Origin of the sequence: Saccharibacillus sp. CPCC 101409 (assembly GCF_030518235.1) — a bacterium.
Taxonomy (GTDB): domain Bacteria; phylum Bacillota; class Bacilli; order Paenibacillales; family Paenibacillaceae; genus Saccharibacillus.
In genome coordinates, this window is record NZ_JAULSA010000004.1 from 108528 (window position 1) to 124960 (window position 16433).

14 protein-coding genes are annotated in these 16433 nt (G+C 58.9%); 6 read left to right on the plus strand and 8 right to left on the minus strand.

The annotated features are described in order from the left end of the window. Nucleotides 1-31 precede the first annotated feature (31 nt). From QWJ34_RS10845 to chvE, 4 genes are all read right to left on the minus strand, one after another. Nucleotides 32-1042, minus strand: coding sequence for a substrate-binding domain-containing protein (locus QWJ34_RS10845; protein WP_302727640.1), 1011 nt, complete (start codon nucleotides 1040-1042; stop codon nucleotides 32-34). Between the two features lie 200 nt (nucleotides 1043-1242). Continuing rightward, nucleotides 1243-2406, minus strand: a complete 1164-nt coding sequence (mmsB, locus tag QWJ34_RS10850; protein ID WP_302727641.1) for a multiple monosaccharide ABC transporter permease — start codon at nucleotides 2404-2406, stop codon at nucleotides 1243-1245. Next, nucleotides 2381-3940 carry a multiple monosaccharide ABC transporter ATP-binding protein gene (gene mmsA, locus QWJ34_RS10855; RefSeq protein WP_302727643.1) on the minus strand — a complete coding sequence of 520 codons (1560 nt, stop codon included), beginning with the start codon at nucleotides 3938-3940 and terminating at the stop codon, nucleotides 2381-2383. Before mmsA ends, mmsB begins: the two co-directional genes overlap by 26 nt. A gap of 22 nt (nucleotides 3941-3962) precedes the next feature. Next, on the minus strand, nucleotides 3963-5048 hold the full coding sequence (chvE, locus tag QWJ34_RS10860) for a multiple monosaccharide ABC transporter substrate-binding protein (RefSeq protein ID WP_302727644.1): 1086 nt from the start codon (nucleotides 5046-5048) through the stop codon (nucleotides 3963-3965). Between the two features lie 327 nt (nucleotides 5049-5375). On the opposite strand from chvE, the gene QWJ34_RS10865 reads away from it, so the two are divergent. The 3 genes from QWJ34_RS10865 to QWJ34_RS10875 all read left to right on the plus strand — a co-directional run bounded on the left by QWJ34_RS10865 (nucleotide 5376) and on the right by QWJ34_RS10875 (nucleotide 8467). Beyond that, nucleotides 5376-6416, plus strand: a complete 1041-nt coding sequence (locus QWJ34_RS10865) for an ABC transporter substrate-binding protein (protein WP_302727645.1) — start codon at nucleotides 5376-5378, stop codon at nucleotides 6414-6416. A gap of 559 nt (nucleotides 6417-6975) precedes the next feature. Further along, nucleotides 6976-7713, plus strand: a complete 738-nt coding sequence (locus tag QWJ34_RS10870; protein WP_302727647.1) for a DUF554 domain-containing protein — start codon at nucleotides 6976-6978, stop codon at nucleotides 7711-7713. Between the two features lie 28 nt (nucleotides 7714-7741). Further along, a complete protein-coding gene (locus tag QWJ34_RS10875) occupies nucleotides 7742-8467 on the plus strand; it encodes a metallophosphoesterase (protein ID WP_302727649.1) in 726 nt (241 codons plus the stop codon). Between the two features lie 61 nt (nucleotides 8468-8528). Here the strand turns inward: QWJ34_RS10875 and QWJ34_RS10880 are convergent, their stop codons facing one another. From QWJ34_RS10880 to QWJ34_RS10895, 4 genes are all read right to left on the minus strand, one after another. After that, nucleotides 8529-9884, minus strand: coding sequence for a S41 family peptidase (locus tag QWJ34_RS10880; protein WP_302727651.1), 1356 nt, complete (start codon nucleotides 9882-9884; stop codon nucleotides 8529-8531). 204 nt (nucleotides 9885-10088) lie between these two features. Further along, nucleotides 10089-10592, minus strand: coding sequence for a hypothetical protein (locus QWJ34_RS10885; RefSeq protein WP_302727652.1), 504 nt, complete (start codon nucleotides 10590-10592; stop codon nucleotides 10089-10091). A gap of 161 nt (nucleotides 10593-10753) precedes the next feature. Continuing rightward, on the minus strand, nucleotides 10754-11035 hold the full coding sequence (locus QWJ34_RS10890) for a hypothetical protein (protein WP_302727653.1): 282 nt from the start codon (nucleotides 11033-11035) through the stop codon (nucleotides 10754-10756). 83 nt (nucleotides 11036-11118) lie between these two features. Next, nucleotides 11119-12465 (minus strand): VWA domain-containing protein, encoded by a 1347-nt coding sequence (locus QWJ34_RS10895; RefSeq protein WP_302727655.1) that lies wholly within the window; start codon nucleotides 12463-12465, stop codon nucleotides 11119-11121. A 303-nt stretch (nucleotides 12466-12768) separates the two neighbouring features. Here QWJ34_RS10895 and QWJ34_RS10900 point away from each other — a divergent pair, with 303 nt between their 5' ends. The 3 genes from QWJ34_RS10900 to QWJ34_RS10910 all read left to right on the plus strand — a co-directional run bounded on the left by QWJ34_RS10900 (nucleotide 12769) and on the right by QWJ34_RS10910 (nucleotide 16102). After that, complete coding sequence (locus QWJ34_RS10900; RefSeq protein WP_302727657.1) at nucleotides 12769-13584, plus strand: ZIP family metal transporter; 816 nt, start codon at nucleotides 12769-12771, stop codon at nucleotides 13582-13584. A gap of 602 nt (nucleotides 13585-14186) precedes the next feature. Next, nucleotides 14187-14723, plus strand: a complete 537-nt coding sequence (locus tag QWJ34_RS10905; protein WP_302727659.1) for an ArsR/SmtB family transcription factor — start codon at nucleotides 14187-14189, stop codon at nucleotides 14721-14723. 2 nt (nucleotides 14724-14725) lie between these two features. After that, nucleotides 14726-16102, plus strand: coding sequence for an MFS transporter (locus QWJ34_RS10910; RefSeq protein ID WP_302727661.1), 1377 nt, complete (start codon nucleotides 14726-14728; stop codon nucleotides 16100-16102). Nucleotides 16103-16433: the final 331 nt, after the last annotated feature.

The window sequence follows — 16433 nt, forward strand, 5'->3', positions numbered from 1 at the left end:
TTTCGCCGCGCGGCCGCCGTCGTTACCGTCGTTATTTCGCATAATAATCGTCCACGTTCTCCGGCGTCACGACCGAGATGCCCGTATCGACCCCCACAGGCAGCGGAGATACATCGCCGGAAGCGGCGGGAGACGGAATCGTCAGGTCGTGGTGCAGATGGAACAGATACTGGAGCGACCAGTAGCCCATATTCCACGTTCCCTGCGCGATCGTCGCCGAGATACTGCCTTCGCGGATCATATCGAGCGTATCTTTGTCGGTATCGAACGCGATAACGCGCAGCTTTTCTTCGCGCTCCAGTTCTCCCGCCGCTTCGCCCGCGCCTTTGCCCCCGGCCGCTTCGGTCACGAACACCCCGGCCAGATCGGGATACTTGTCCAGCAGCTTTTCGGTCAGGTCTTTCGCCACCATGGCGTCGCCTTTGTCGTCTTCCACCGCGACCACCCGCATGCCCGGATACGACTGCGCGACCGCTTCGCGGAATCCCTGCGTCCGCTCGTCGTGGTTCTGCTGGGACGGCAGCGTTACCACCGCCACTTTGCCTTTGCCGCCGAGCAGATCGGCCATCCGGTCCGCCGCGGCCTCGCCCGCCGCGTAGTTGTCCGTGCCCAGAAACGAATACGCTTTGCTGCCCGGCGCGCCCGAATCGAACAGCACGACCGGAATGCCCGCGTCCACCGCTTTGTCGATCACGCCGGTCAGCGACGTGGGATCGAGCGCGGAAATCGCGATGCCCGCCGGTTTTTTGGCGATAATCTGCTCCAGTACAGTAATCTGTTCCCTCGCATCGTACTGGGTCGCGCCGCGGTACTCGATCGATACATTCAGCGCTTCCGCCGCGTCTTCGAAGCCTTTGAGGCAGCTTTTCCAGTATTCGATGCCCGATAAAAAAGTGACCATGACGTAATTCTCGCCGAGTTCTCCCCGCAGCTCCTCCGAGCGGAACGATCGTTCGCTTTCCGAATTGGTGTAAACGTGCTGGACCACATACGCCAAAAAGGCGGCAATCAGCACGACGTAAAGCAGAGCCGTTTTCTTCACGGGGACGTTCTCCTCCTTGTATTCGCCTGCGCGGCCTGCGCCGCCGTTCACCCTACAGTGTATCCAAATCCGATCGCGAAAAAAAGAGCGGACAGCCCGCGGATCATTCGCCCGGAAAAAGGCAAAACCGTACCCGCGCATCGGGATCCCCCGCGGCGGGTACGGCTGACAGCCGCTTAAAGAGTTGACGTCAATCCGGATCAGGCGACTCTTTTGTTTTTGTTGTAAATATCGAACGCCACCGCGAGCAGCAGCACCAGGCCTTTGATGCCCTGCTGCCAGTCGATGCCGAGGCCGATCAGAGACATGCCGTTGTTGAGCACGCCCATGACCAGGCCGCCGATGATCGCGCCGAATACGGTGCCGATGCCGCCGGAAGCGGACGCCCCGCCGATAAAGCAGGCCGCGATCGCGTCGAGTTCGAAGTTGGTGCCGGCTTTCGGCGTCGCCGCGTTCAGACGGGCCGCGAAGATCAGGCCGCTGACGGCGGCCAGCATGCCCATATTGACGAAGACCCAGAACGTGACTTTTTTCGTTTTGACGCCCGACAATCCCGCCGCTTTCTCGTTGCCGCCCAGCGCGTAGATATGCCGGCCCATTACGGTCTTGTTCATCACGAACGAATAGGCGAGCACCAGGATGAACAGCAGCACCAGGATATTCGGAATGCCCGCGTAGCTCGCCAGCATGAACGTGAACACGTTGATGACGATCGCGATCACGGCCAGCTTGAGAATGAACAGTCCGTTCGAAGACGTTTCGAACTTATACTTGGCCTGCTCGCGGCGTCCGCGCAGCTCGTTCAGGACGAACAGCACCGTGAACACGATGCCCGCCAGGATCGCGACCATATTGGTCGCCGTATCGGCCAGGTTCGGCAGGAAGCCGGCGCTGATCTTGGTGAATCCGCCCGGGAACGGCGAGATCGACTGCCCTTCCAGCACGATCATGGTCAGGCCGCGGAACAGCAGCATGCCGGCCAGCGTCACGATAAACGCCGGTATCTTGACGTACGCGACCCAGAAGCCCTGCCAGGCGCCGATCAATCCGCCGACGACCAGCGAAGCGATTACGGCGATCCAGGCCGGAAGGCCCCAGTCCACCATCATGATCGCGGAGATCGCGCCGACGAACGCCGCGACCGAGCCGACGGACAGATCGATATGCCCGGTGATGATGACGAGCACCATGCCGATCGCGAGCACGAGAATGTAGCTGTTTTGCAGAATCAGGTTCGTGATATTGATAGGCTTGACGAGCAGGCCGCCGGTCAGCGCCGTAAACAGAATCATGATGACCACGAGGGCGATAATCATGCCGTACTGACGGACATTGCTTTTAAACAGTTTGTTGATCGCTTCCACGCTTAACCCCTCCAGTATTGGTCATGTATTTCATCAGCGTTTCCTGCGACGCCTGCTCGCGGCCGACTTCGCCCGTGATCCGGCCGGCGTTCATGACGTAGATCCGGTCGCTGAGCCCGATCACTTCCGGCAGTTCCGACGAGATCACGAGCACGGCTTTGCCCTGGGCGGCGAGCTGATGAATAATCGTATAGATTTCGTATTTGGCGCCGACGTCGATGCCCCGCGTGGGCTCGTCCAGGATCAGGATATCCGGTCCGGCGAAGATCCATTTGCCGAGTACGACTTTCTGCTGGTTGCCGCCGCTCAGATTGCCCGTTTTTTGCAGGATGCTCGGCGCTTTGATATTCATGCGCTTGCGCATATCCTCGGCCACCAGCACTTCTTCGTGCTCGTTGACGACCGCGCGCCTGGTCAGCTTGCCGATACCGGTCAGCGAGATGTTGCGCTTGATATCGTCCATCAGGATCAGCCCGTATTCTTTGCGGTCTTCGGTCACATACGCGAAGCCGTTCCCGATCGCCTGGTTGACGGTGTCGTTGCGAATCTCCCGGCCGTCCTTGAGCAGCTTTCCGCTGATATTGCGTCCGTACGCTTTGCCGAAAATGCTCATCGCAAGTTCCGTCCGTCCCGCGCCCATCAGCCCCGCGATCCCCACGATTTCGCCGTGGCGAAGCGTCATGTTGATGCTGTCGAGCGCTTTGCGGTCGGGATGATGTTCGTGATAAACCGTCCAGTCCCGCACTTCGAGCGCCACATCGCCGATCTCCGGCTTGCGTTCGGGGAAGCGCTGCGTCATATCGCGTCCAACCATGCCGCTGATAATCCGGTCTTCCGTTACCTGATCGGCTTGCATATCCATCGTTTCGATCGTATGTCCGTCGCGCAGAATCGTGATCGAGTCCGAGACTTTCGACACTTCGTTGAGCTTGTGGGAAATCAGGATGCAGGTCATGCCTTCGCGCTTGAACTCCAGCATCAGCCGCAGCAGATTCTCGCTGTCGTTTTCGTTGAGCGCCGCGGTGGGTTCGTCGAGAATTAGCAGCTTGACCTTTTTGGACAGCGCTTTGGCGATCTCGACCAGCTGCTGCTTGCCGACGCCGATATCGCCGACGAGCGTGTTCGGATTCTCGCTCAAGCCGACTTTTTTGAGCAGTTCGCCGGTGCGCACGATCGTTTCGTTCCAGTCGATGACGCCTTTTCTCGCCCGCTCGTTGCCCAGAAAGATATTCTCGGCGATCGACAAATACGGAATCAGCGCCAGTTCCTGGTGGATAATCACAATGCCTTTTTCTTCGCTCTGCTTGATGTCTTTGAATTCGCACGTCTGTCCTTCGAACAGGATATCGCCTTCGTAGCCGCCGAACGGATATACGCCGCTCAGCACTTTCATCAGGGTCGATTTGCCCGCGCCGTTCTCGCCGCACAGCGAATGGATCTCGCCCTGGCGCACCCGGATATTTACGTCATCCAGCGCTTTGACGCCCGGGAACGTTTTGACGATGCCGCGCATTTCCAAGATATACTCCGACATGGCCGCGTCCCTCCTTCTTTTTTTATTTCAGGCCGATTTCTTCTTTGGTGTAGTAGTCCTGGTCCACGATTTCTTCCTGCACGTTGTCTTTGTCGACCGATACCGGATCGAGCAGGTACGCCGGCACGACTTTGACGCCGTTGTCGTACGACTCCGTATCGTTCACTTCCGCTTCCTGCCCCTGCAGCACGCTTTCCACCATACTCACCGTCTGCTGCGCCAGCTTGCGGGTATCTTTGAACACCGTCTGCGTTTGTTCGCCGGCCACGATCGATTTGACCGAAGCGAGTTCGGCGTCCTGTCCGGTAATGACCGGCAGAGGGTTCGAAGACGAACCGTAGCCGATGCCTTTGAGCGACGACAGAATCCCGATGCTGATTCCGTCGTACGGCGACAGCACCGCATCGACGTGCTCGCTCGAATAATAGGCGCTGAGCAGATTGTCCATCCGCGTCTGGGCGAGCGCCCCGTCCCAGCGCAGCGTGGCGATCTGGGCCATCGTCGTCTGCTTGCTGCGCACGACCAGCTTGCCGGAATCCATGTAAGGCTGAAGAATCGACATCGCCCCGTCATAGAAAAAGTATGCGTTGTTGTCGTCCGGCGATCCGCCGAACAGCTCGATATTGAACGGGCCTTTGCCGTCTTTGAGTCCCAGTTTGCTCTCGATATACGAAGCTTGCAGCACGCCCACCTTGAAGTTGTCGAACGTCGAATAATAGCTGATATAAGGCGTGTTGCGGATCAGCCGGTCGTAAGCGATCACCCGGATGCCCCGGTCGTGCGCTTTGCCGATGACGTCGGTCAGCGTGTTGCCATCCACCGCCGCGATCACGATCACGTCCACGCCTTTGGTGATCATATTTTCGATCTGCGAGATCTGGTTCTCGACCACGTCTTCCGCGTACTGCAAATCGGTTTTGTAGCCTTTTTCTTCGAACAGCTTCCGCATATTGCTGCCGTCCGCGACCCAGCGCTCCGACGACTTGGTCGGCATCGACAGGCCGATATACCCTTTCTCCGCGCTTCCCGCGCTGCTTTCGGCCAGATTGCAGCCGGCCAGGACGGCCGTCAGCACCAGCGTCAGCAGAAGCGCCGCTATTCTTCTCATCTCCGAGTTCCTCCCCGTATGCCGTCGTAGATAGCGCTTCCAATTTGCCTGCGCCGTCTTTTTCGTTTACGTGTTCCAGCATAGCATCGCTTTTCCGGGGGGTCTTTATACGGAACCGAACCTTTTTTATAAAAATTTAACTTTTGCGCGGCGATTTCGAGTTTGGAGCCGGAATGAGGAAGAAGATAAAACAGAAAAAGGCCGGGGCTATGGAAAGTCGAGGATCGAAGCAGGCGATTTGACAGTTTTACGTGCGTTTTATATGATAATGATTATCATTTTCGTATAAATATTCGTTTATTATCCCATTTTACATAGGAGGTTATTATGTTTTCCCGCTTCTCTTATTCTTCGTTCTCAATCGTGCGCCGTACTTCTCTGCCGCTCGCGCTCTGCGCGCTGACGCTGACTGTGGGCTGCTCGGCCGGCGCTCCGGCGGCGCAGCCCCGGTCTTCGGCAGGCTCCGATTCCGACGCCGCGCAAACGACGCAGGATGCGAAATCGCCGGCCGCGGCTTCGCGCGTCGTCAAGCATCTGGGCGGCGAAACGACGATTACCGGAACGCCGCAGCGAATCGCCGTGCTGGATTATCGCCTTGCCGACTCGCTGAGCGCGCTCGGGCTCAAACCTTATGCCATGAATACTTATCTCGGCGACACGCAGCTGCCTTATATGGACGCGGATGCGTTGGCGGGCGTACAGCCGCTCGGCGACGAAACCAACCTGGAAGCCGTGCTGGCCGCCAAACCGGACCTGATTATCGCGCGCGAACCGGATCTGGAAAAATACGATCAGCTGACCGCGATTGCTCCGACGCTGGTCGTCGGCAATCCGGCGCAGAACTGGAAAAGCGACCTGCTGGCGTTTGGGGATATGCTGGAACGCCGTCCGCAGGCGGAAGAATGGATCGCGAATTACGAAGCGAAAGCCGCGGATGTCCGGGCGGACATCGACAAAGTCGTGCCGGAAGGCAGCACTTTCCTTTACCTGCGCGTACTGCCCAAAGAAATTCGGGTTCACGCGCCGGACAAAGCGCTGGCGGAAGTCTTGAACGGGGAGCTGAAGCTTGCGGCGGCCAAAGGCGTGGAGAAGATCGACAACATCGAAGCGATCTCGCTTGAAGTGCTGCCGGACTTCGACGCCGATTATATCTTTATGCAGGTAGGCTTCCCGGAAGCCGAAGGCGACGACGACGCCAAGCAGAACCTGAGCCGGATTCAACAGAGTTCGATCTGGCAAAATCTCAAAGCCGTCAAAGCCGGCCATGTGTACGAGGTTCCGCACTGGGCGATCAGCGATTATCCGAATATCAAGGACCGTTCGCTGGACCTGGTAAGGGAAGCGCTGACGGGGGCGGATCGAGAATAGGATCCGAGATCGGGTTGCGAATAAAAATAACGTCTCCAGTACAACTATTTTAGCTCCGGAGCGGCGATTATACGAAATAACGGCGCATGTACACTTATTTTCGCGTTCTCAGGGGGAATCGGGACTTTTAGGCAAAAATAAGTGTACCGGGGTCGTTATTTCGTGGATCTGTCGTTATTGTGGACAGATAGCTGCACCTGTGCAGCTTTTCTTCCAATGCACAGATCCATCTGCTTAACCGCTCGGCCCACTGTCCGGTCGCACGCTCGTCTTTTTTCTCCGCAGAGCGCCGCGCTTTCTTCACAGGCGATTTTGATCCTCCGCGCGATTTTCTTGCTTGCCGATTCGGCTCCGCCGCCGATCTCCGGCTTTCATCTACGCTTCCATCGTTTTCTTTCCGAGTCTCCGCAGTCTCTCCCTGTCTTTCTCCACTGCCGCCTACCGGCCCTCTCCTTCCGCGTTCGTTATTGTCGCGGCGCGCAATCGGGATTAGAATAAGAGGAATGCCGAAGATTTCGGCGATTCAAGCTCAAGCCGTTCGGCAAGGAGGAGAATTTCAATGCCCGTAGGGCCTTTAATCAATGCGCTGGCCGTCCTGCTGGGCGGTGTACTCGGCGCGATGCTCGGCGGTAAAGTCCCCGAGCGCCTGCGCGTCAATCTGCCGCTGACGTTCGGCGCGGCTTCGATGGGCATGGGCGTCGTGCTGATCGCCAAAGTACACGCGCTCCCGCCCGTGATCCTGGCTCTGCTGCTCGGCAGCGCAATCGGCGAGCTGGTCATGCTGGAAAAAGGCATCGAACGGCTGGCCGGAAAAATTCGTGGTCCGATCGAACGGCTGCTCCCCGCCGGAGTTTCCGGTTCTTCTTCCGGCGCCGGTCCGGACCCCAACGTCTTTATGCAGCAGTTCGTCGGCATCGTCGTGCTGTTCTGCGCCAGCGGTACCGGCATCTTCGGCGCGCTGAACGAAGGCATGACCGGCGATTACACGGTGCTGCTGTCCAAGTCGTTCCTCGACTTCTGCACGGCGTTGATCTTCGCGGCTTCGCTCGGCTATATCGTGCCGACCATCGCGCTGCCGCAGGCCGCGATCCTGCTGGCGCTGTTCTTCGGCGCGGGGCTGATCCTGCCGCTGACCACGCCGGAGATGATCGCCGATTTCTCGGCCGCCGGCGGCATCGTTATGCTGGCGACGGGATTCCGCATCTGCGGCATCAAAGCTTTCCCGGTGGCGAATATGCTGCCGGCCCTGGTTCTGGTCATGCCGATCTCGCATTACTGGACCGTCCTGTTCGGTTAAACTTTTCCCCGAAAGAGAGGCCTCTCACATGTCAAAAAGAATGCTGGCCATCAGCGATATTCACGGCGAGCTGGATCTGCTGGACCGGCTGCTGGAGAAAACGGGTTACGATCCGGCAGCCGACCGATTGATCCTGCTCGGTGACTATATCGACCGCGGAGCGAACTCCATGCAAACGCTGGAACGGGTCATCGAGCTGCATGCCGGCGGCGCGGCGGCGCTGATGGGCAATCACGAAGATCTGATGCTGCGAGCGCTGGACGGAGGCGGCGAAGAAGACTGGAGCCGCTGGGTCGTGCGCAACGGAGGCTTCGCCACGCTGCAAAGCTACGGGTTCAGCGAAAGCGAGCTGCGCGTTATGCCGGGACCGGACTTTCGGCGCCCGGAGCTGAACTCTCCCGTACTGGAACGCCATCTGAAATTCGTGCGCGGCCTGGACCTGTATTACGAAACGCCGGACGTTATCTATGTCCATGCCGGCGTGGAGCCCGGGCGCGATCCGGCCGACTCGCCGGCGTCCCAGCTTGTCTGGATTCGCGAAGAATTTCATAGGGGCTACCGCGGCGAGAAAACGGTGGTGTTCGGCCATACGCCGACGCAGGGCCTGCACGGCGATCTCGACAACAACAGTATCTATTACGGAACGAACCGGATTATCGGCATCGACGGCGGCGCCGTGTTCGGCGGACAGCTCAACGCCATCGATATGACGAGCGGCGAGACGTTTTATGTAAAGTCGCAGCCGCGGATTTAGCCGTAATCTCGATCCGACTTTCCCGCAACCGGGCCGATCCGTTTTTTCGACGATCGGCTTTTTACTTGTTGCCTCGACATCGCTTCTCCGCGGCCAGCACCGCCCGCACATCGGGATCGTTCTCCAGCCCTTCCACGCTCCGGGTCCGGTCCCCGATCCGGATATCCGGCTCCGTGCGTACCTCGAAATTCGCCGCTCCGGTCGAGTCCAGTCCCATCCCGAGCTCCATGCGAAACATATAACCGCTGTTCGGAAGCGTCACATACGCGCCTTCCCAGCCGATCCCGTCTCCGCCGGTAAGCCGGCCGACCAGGGTCGCCCAACCGGTGGACTTCGCAAACACCGCCCATTTCTCCGCCGATGAAAAAACGCCTCCGTCCACCAGCAGATAAATCCGGCCCCGGAATCCGATCGAGTGTTCGCGGTCCGGTTCGATCCGGTTTTCGTATTTCTCGTAGCGGTCGAAATCCGTGTAAATCTCGGGCGGAAGAGCCGGCAGACGTTCTTTTTTCAACGCTTCGATCCCGGGCAGACTCGCGTAGACCATCCCCCGCTTCGCTTCGATAAAAGAAATCCCGGTCTCGCCGCCGCGATACGCGCTGTACTCGGTCCATGCGGCCGGCTCGTCCAGCAGAATCGGGATCAAATGATGCGTCCAGTACCGACTGTCGCCTCCCCCGTTGCCGCGAATATCGAAGATCAGCGCGTCGGCGCCGCAGTTTTCCCGCAGAAAAGGCAGAAGCTGCTCCATATCGCCCTCGATACGCTCGTTTTCCAGTCCGGGAATCTTGACGTATGCGACTTTGCCCGCCTCCAGGCTGTCCAATACAAGCGGTTTGCTCTGCCGGAGCATGGCCGCGGATCGTTCCAGCGCGCTGTCGCGATCCGGTTGATCTTCCTGCCGGTAACGGGCCCGCGCCGCGGGAAGATCGAACTGCTCGATCCAAGGTCCGTAGTTTCCCGGCATGTGCCGTTCCATCAGCGCTTTGACCGTCCGGTACTCTCCTTCGTCGACCATGCGCGCATGACCGTTGTGCAGCTTTCGCAGAATACGGTTCATCGTCCGGAAAAATTCTTCGTCGCTTTCGGTCCGGGCAGCCGCCCGCTCGTTGAACTCTTTTTGCGCCAGCCAGTCTCCGCCTCCCGTCCGCTCGTTCACTTTCAAATAAGGATAATTCTCCCGATACTGCTCGTATAAAAAATCGAAATCCGCGATCTTTTGCTCGGCTGTAAGCGGCGCGGATATCGGGGCGGCTTGGTCATGCGCGTTTTCCGATTGCGCGCGGACAGCGGGGCGAAGCGTTCCCTCGCCGGTCTTCCCGCCGTCCGCCGCCGGCTCCGCGAACGGACCGCCGGTCGCGCTGCAAGCCGCAGCCGCCACAAACACGATACAGACGGCAATTCTCCCGAACTTCATCCCGCTCCACTCCTTCTGACGGGTTCCTGACGACCGCCCCGTTCGAAGAAAATAATACCATTCAAAGAATAAAAGAGGAGTCGAAAAACGCACAAAAACCCATTTCCTCCGATAAAAGTTTCCGGAAGAAACGGGTACTCGAAAATCGCTTGATTAGGGTATGTCTTTAAACCCACGGCGTGCCCAAAGCCGGTCGGCCGGGCTTCAGAACTCCGGCGGATTGACAGGCTGTACATCCGGCGGGTCCACCGGTTGGATCTCCGGCGGCTGCTGCGGCTGAATGTCCGGCGGGTTGATCGGTTCGATCTCCGGCGGCTGATTCGGCTGCACGCCGGGAGGTTCGCTCGGCGTCACTTCCGGATGATGCGGACGCACGCCCGGCATATCGTCGGGATCGAATTCCGGCGGCTGGCCCGGCTGTACGCCCGGCGGCTCCTGCGGCACGGTTTCCGGCGGCTGTCCGGGCTGCACGCCCGGCGGTTCGCCCGGCGTCACTTCCGGCGGACGTCCGGGCTCTACGCCCGGCGGTTCCTTCGGCTGAATCTCCGGGTCCGGTCCCGGCTCCGTGCCGGGCGGTTCTTCCGGACGCGGCTGCGGCGCATCCGGGGAATCCGGAACGGCGGGAGTATCCGGCGTTCCCGGAGTCTCCGGCGGATCGGACGCGCGGACGATATACAGATCCTGATGGTCTCCGATCGTCTGTTTCATGGAAATCGCCTCCTTGGCGGATTGGGATAATCGTTTTTTCTCGGGTACGCTTTAGGGCGCTTACATCCTTCATTACCCGTTCCGGCCGGACCCGGCCCTTTTTCGATCGATAAAATCATAAAAAAAGACGAAGCCTTTGCAGGCTCCGCCGTATTGCCGCCTTACCACTCGTGCCAAAGTCCCGGTCCGCCGACCTGCGCGATCGACTTTTTCTGCGTGCGGCCGTGATTGAAGCTCATCGTCCGCAGTTCGTAGCCCGGCGATTCGAGCGGAAGCATCTTTTTCCACTTGGACACCGGATGCGTCGGCTTGCCCGGGCGGGCCATATCGACCAGCACCAGGTCTTTGTGCAGCATGTTCAGGCACTGCCCGAGCGTCAGCCCGGTAACGGTTTGTTCTTCACGGTCTTCTTGACGTTCCTGCTTCTCGTGATGCGGATTCATGATGGATGAGTATCTCCTTCTGCGTAGGTTTATCGAGTATGGCTGCCGCGTTCGATGTCATCGTTTGTTTGCGTTCGGCCCGATCAGCCCGTCAAAATCCCGCGCGACCGCACTTCTTTCAGCCAGCTTGGAAATTCGTTGAGCAGCCGGTCGTACAGATCTTCGTCGCTCACTGTGTCCAGATCGTCCAGAGCGAAAAAGTCGGCGTTGTCGACCGTCCGTCCTTTGAGATCGTCGAGCTGCTCCAGCACGCCGTAATTCGCGCGGCCGAGCCCGACGAACTGCCAGAAGATCGGTTTGTCCGAATACTTGATGAGCAGCTTGGAAATTTTCTTCGTTTCGTAAATGCCGCCGTCGCTGAAAAAGATAATGTAGGTCGGCGTCGTATAATCGGGATCTTCCTGCGTGTACTTCTTGACGATATCCTCCATGACGACGGGTTCGTTGTTGCCGAAGCCCAGTTTGCTTTTCATGCTCGGTCCCGGATACGTTTTCTTGACGTAATTCTCGTACTGGAACTCGGTCACGCTCGGCGCCCGCATCATCTTGGTCGCGAAGAACCAGACATCCATAATGCCGTCGTCGTCCATGCGGGCCGAAACGGCGAGAATGCGCTCGAACGCCCGCTGCACGGTCCCGTTCTTGTACAGCTGGGTCATCGAGCCGGAGGCGTCGAATACGACGGCCACCCTCGCCTTCTCGTGCGCGATATTTTTCTTCTCCAGCGAGATGCCGACTTTGCGCTTGAGCAGGTCGATCTTGCCGAGCGGTACGGACGGCTCGGGATCGGGTTTCTTGGGTGCCGGCACAGGCGGGGCAGCGGGCGCGGAAGAACCGCCCGGCGTCGATGCCGGCGGAGACGGCGGAGTCGAAGCGCCGCCCTGCGTCGGCGTTTCCTCCGGCGTCCGCTCGTCTTCGATCTCGACGCCGTGCGCTTCGGCCAGCGGCTTGAGGCCGCCGTTGAAGCCCCGGCCGACCGCGCGCAGCTTCAGACCGGACGCATGCCGGTACAGCTCCGCGAAGACGAGCGAGCGCTCGCGCGTCGCTTCCTTGATCTCGTACAGAATCTCGCCGGACGCCGCTTCCGCCACGATCCGGCAGCCGGCTACGTCTTCGAACGTGCCGGGGCCGTCCAGCGTCGCGGAGAATACGAACTTGGCGATCTCGCTGCCGAGCTCCGCCGTGCGAATCGTAAATACGGCCGTATTCGTACCCTTGCGTTCGTACTGCACCGTGCCCCCGGGACCGGAATCCTGGTTGTAGAAAATAAAGTAATCGTCCGACGGAACTTTACCGTTCTCCCCGACCATAAAGCAGCTGATGTCGAGGTCCGCTGGCGCCGACGTCCATTCGATCCGTACGCGCAGCTGCGCCGTTTGCCCGATCGGCGCGTTGGCGCCGGTCGTTAATACCGTTTGAGGTGTACCCATCCGATTGCCTCCCGCTTCCGGCTTGTTTTCTTTAAATTCGTTTTCAAGATTATACCATGCCCGCATTCATAATGCGAAAAAAGGCGAACGTACGTCCTGTGAATGCGTCCTCTGCGCAATGCGCGAAACATCCATCCCCGGCTTCTACGCCGCCTCGCTCGATTCGTTTCAAATCCGACTTGTTTGCCGCCAAATACCGCTGGTTAATGAACATTCAAAGAGAAGGATTTATGTCAGCATATACACAAGATCAATCTCGGCAAGCCAACGGAACAAGACCAGGAAACGAAAGGAGCCGATCTTATGTGGGCAGCTTTGATGTGGGGCGGGATATCCGCTTCGGCCGTCATGCTCGGAGCGCTGGCCGCGCTGTTTTTGCATATTAAAAAAAGGGTGATCGGCTGGATCATGGCGTTCGGGGTAGGGACGCTGATCGGAGCCGCCGCGTTCGAGCTGCTGGGCGACGCGCTCGAATCGGGCGGGCTGAAAGCGACCGCGATCGGCTTTACCGCCGGCGCAATCGTGTATACCGCGTTCGACCTGCTGATTTCGAGCCGCGGCGGTTCCAACCGCAAGCGCTCGGGCGGCGGCGATTCTTCCGGGGATACGCTGAACGGCGATCCGGGCGGTCCAAGCGGTTCCGGCAGTCCAGGCCGTGCAGGCGATTCGAAAACGGACGGTTCCAATCAGAGCGGCCTGGGCATCTTCGCCGGCACCGTGCTCGACGCCATTCCGGAATCGATCATGCTGGGCGCGAGCCTGCTGGCCGGCAGCGGAGTCAGCGTCGTGCTCGTCGTTTCGATCTTCGTCAGCAATATCCCGGAAGGCCTGTCGAGTACGGCGGGCCTTCAGCAGAACAACTTTTCGCGCGGCAAGATTATCGGGATGTGGATCGCCGTGCTGATCGTTTCGGCGCTGGCGGCGATGGGCGGCTACCTGTTCCTGGAGCAGCTGTCCGCAGAGATGAAAGCGGCGATCGGCGCGTTCGCCGGCGGCGGCATCATCGCCATGCTCTGCTCGACCATGATGCCCGAAGCGTTCGAGGAAGGCGGCCCGATCGTCGGGTTTATCGCTTCGATGGGATTGCTGGTATCCATCCTGCTTGATACGTTCTCGTAAAGCGCTGAACGATCAAGCTTGCTTGATACGTTCTCGTAAAGCGCTGAACGATCAAGCTTGCTTGATACGTTCTCGTAAAGCGCTGAACGATCAAGCTTGCTTGATACGTTCTCGTAAAGCGCTGAACGATCAAGCTTGCTTGATACGTTCTCGTAAAGCGCTGAACGATCAAGCTTGCTTGATACGTTCTCGTAAAGCGCTGAACGATCAAGCTTGCTTGATACATTCTCGTAAAGCGCTGAACGATCAAGTACCTTATCAACGCTAAAGATAAGTTTATGAAATTCAATTTTTTTCAGGCGGACTTTCAAAGTCTTTTCCACTGTTGGAAAAGGCTTTTTCTTATGCGCTCTGCTTGCTCCCAAGCAAAAAAAGCCCGCGCCGTAACGGTTTGAGCGGGCGATTATCGGTATCCGCCCGCTGCCGGCTCCGCGGAGTTTGCGTGCACGCCCCGGCTTTTGCCGCTCTTTTCTATTTACTTTTTCGCGCGGATCGTGTTATATTTCCAACATCAATCTGGAATTTAGATCATACTGAAATTAGATCGAAGCAAACCGCATAGATTGGTCTCCACAAAAAATTCGAATGGGAGGCATACTGCGATGGTGCCGAAAAAACAGTCTCAACAAGGAGCGGGGCCGAAGCGAGAACCCGATCAAGACACGCTGGTGATCGACGAGAAACAGAACAAGCTGCTGCAAAACGCGCTGCGGATCAAGATCATGCACGCGCTGTCGCGCGAACCGATGACATCGAAGCAGGTCGCCGACCTGATCCGGCAGACGCCGGGCAATGTGCATTATCATATCCAGCGTTTGTACGAAGGCGGGCTGCTGGAACTGGCGGATACGCGCAGCGTGTCGGGGATCGTCGAGAAATATTACCTGGCCAAAGCGTCGCATTTTCATTATCCCGGCTTGAAAAATGACGACGAATGGGACGTCCGGCGCGGCGAACACGAATATTACGCGACCCGGCTCGATTTGTCGGAGGAAGAAGCGGTCCGGTTCTCGCGGGAGATCAGGGCGCTGCTGGAAAAATGGGAACGCAGCACCGCGGGCGGGCGGGAATACGGGGTCAGCGTGCGGATCGGCCGAATCGGCGACGATCGCGAGCGCGCTGCCGAAGGAGAGTTCTAACCATGCTGTCGGATGCCAACAAAAACACGGCGGATCAAACATCTTCGCGCCTGGCCGCTTTTTTGTCGCCGCTGCGCAAATCGAAAGCTTTTACCTACCTGTGGCTCGGCCAGTGGATCGCCATGCTCGGCAGTTCGGTGTCGGTGCTGATCCTGCCGCTCGTCGTCTACTCGCTGACCGATTCGTCCACGGCGCTCGGCTTCGCGATGACCTGCTATATGCTGCCGAATATTCTCGCGCTGCCGTTTGCCGGCTGGATCGTGGACAAAACGGATCGGCTGCGGCTGGTCATGCTCAGCAACTCGGCCCGGCTGTGCATCATGCTGCTGGCGGCGATCTCGCTGTTCACGGGCACGATCACGCTGGAGCGGCTGTATATCGGGCTTGTGTTCTACGGCCTGATGGAAGGCGTGTTCAACCCGGCGTATTCCGCTCTGCGCGCCGAGGTGTTCACGCCCGATATCCGCAACGCCGCCAACGCGCTGAGCCAGATCAGCATCCAGGGCGTCCGCCTGCTCGGCCCGGCGCTGGGCGGGATGCTGGTGACGGCGGCTTCGCCGGGAGCGGGCTTTGCGCTCGATTCCGTCACCTACCTGATCTCGCTGATCTGCTTTACAGTGCTGGGTCGTGTGCTCGCCTCGCAAAAAGAACGGCACGGCGCAGCGGCGGGGACGCGGATTGGCGCGGCCGAATCGCGGACGGCTGCGGGCACGGCGGCGGAAAGCGCTCCGGCAAGCGGCGCTTCCGTAACGCTCAAGAAATCTTCCGTGCTCTCCGGCTTCGGGTCGGAGTTTATGGAGGGCGTGCATGTGCTGCGGCGGCTGCCGTGGCTGTGGATCACGATCGTCGCTTTTTCTCTGCTGAATATTTGCTATACCGGCATCGTCGCCGTGCTTGTGCCCTGGCTGTTCAAAGTCCATCACGGCCTGCCGCCGTCCGTTTACGGGATTGCGATGGCGGGCACGGCGGTGGGCGCGATTCTGGCGGCGGCGCTGTTCGGCTCAAAAAGGGATTGGAAACGGCGCGGCCTGGTCGCTTACGGCGGCGCGCTGCTGGGCGGGGTCGCCCTGCTGCTGCTCTCGGTCGTCACCTGGGTGCCGGGACTCGTGATGGCGATGATGCTCGAAGGCTTCGGAATGATGATGTTCATGATTATTTGGGAGATCAGCCTGCAGGAACTGGTGCCCGCCGAAAGCTTCGGCCGGGTCGCCAGCCTCGATATGCTCGGCTCGTTCGCGCTGCTGCCGGTCGGCTACCTGGTCGTCGGCCGCCTGGCCGATACGATCGGCGGCATCCCGACGATCGCCATTTTCGCCTGCGCCGGCATCCTGATCCTGCTGACCGCGCTCTGCTCGCCGCATATCCGGAGATTCGAGTAGCGGCTGCGCCGGCCTTTCACCCGGCTGCCCGGCTCGACGGGAACCCGGCAAGCATTCAAAAGCCAAATCGAAGTCGAAGTCGAAGTCGAAGTCGAAGTCGAAACGACGCCGTCCCGCTGCCGGGTGATCAAAACAGGACTTACATTGACTTTTAGGCAACGTAGAAGGATCTATTCTTGCACTTTGGCCTACTACGTTGTCGAAAAAGCAGCGTAGAACGCGTAATCGGCGCAAATATCCAACCAGGATTGTTCTACATTGCATAATCGGCAGCGTAGCCCGGTTTTCCTTTCTTTTTTGAGCTCTACGTTGCTTTTTAGGACATGCAGCG

Excerpts from the sequence above, each read along its gene's own strand:
- mmsA (WP_302727643.1), bottom strand. The coding sequence starts at position 3,940 with ATGTCGGAGTATATCTTGGAAATGCGCGGCATCGTCAAAACGTTCCCG.
- chvE (WP_302727644.1), bottom strand. The coding sequence starts at position 5,048 with ATGAGAAGAATAGCGGCGCTTCTGCTGACGCTGGTGCTGACGGCCGTC.
- QWJ34_RS10865 (WP_302727645.1), top strand. The coding sequence starts at position 5,376 with ATGTTTTCCCGCTTCTCTTATTCTTCGTTCTCAATCGTGCGCCGTACT.
- QWJ34_RS10870 (WP_302727647.1), top strand. The coding sequence starts at position 6,976 with ATGCCCGTAGGGCCTTTAATCAATGCGCTGGCCGTCCTGCTGGGCGGT.
- QWJ34_RS10875 (WP_302727649.1), top strand. The coding sequence starts at position 7,742 with ATGTCAAAAAGAATGCTGGCCATCAGCGATATTCACGGCGAGCTGGAT.
- QWJ34_RS10880 (WP_302727651.1), bottom strand. The coding sequence starts at position 9,884 with ATGAAGTTCGGGAGAATTGCCGTCTGTATCGTGTTTGTGGCGGCTGCG.
- QWJ34_RS10885 (WP_302727652.1), bottom strand. The coding sequence starts at position 10,592 with ATGAAACAGACGATCGGAGACCATCAGGATCTGTATATCGTCCGCGCG.
- QWJ34_RS10890 (WP_302727653.1), bottom strand. The coding sequence starts at position 11,035 with ATGAATCCGCATCACGAGAAGCAGGAACGTCAAGAAGACCGTGAAGAA.
- QWJ34_RS10895 (WP_302727655.1), bottom strand. The coding sequence starts at position 12,465 with ATGGGTACACCTCAAACGGTATTAACGACCGGCGCCAACGCGCCGATC.
- QWJ34_RS10900 (WP_302727657.1), top strand. The coding sequence starts at position 12,769 with ATGTGGGCAGCTTTGATGTGGGGCGGGATATCCGCTTCGGCCGTCATG.
- QWJ34_RS10905 (WP_302727659.1), top strand. The coding sequence starts at position 14,187 with ATGGTGCCGAAAAAACAGTCTCAACAAGGAGCGGGGCCGAAGCGAGAA.
- QWJ34_RS10910 (WP_302727661.1), top strand. The coding sequence starts at position 14,726 with ATGCTGTCGGATGCCAACAAAAACACGGCGGATCAAACATCTTCGCGC.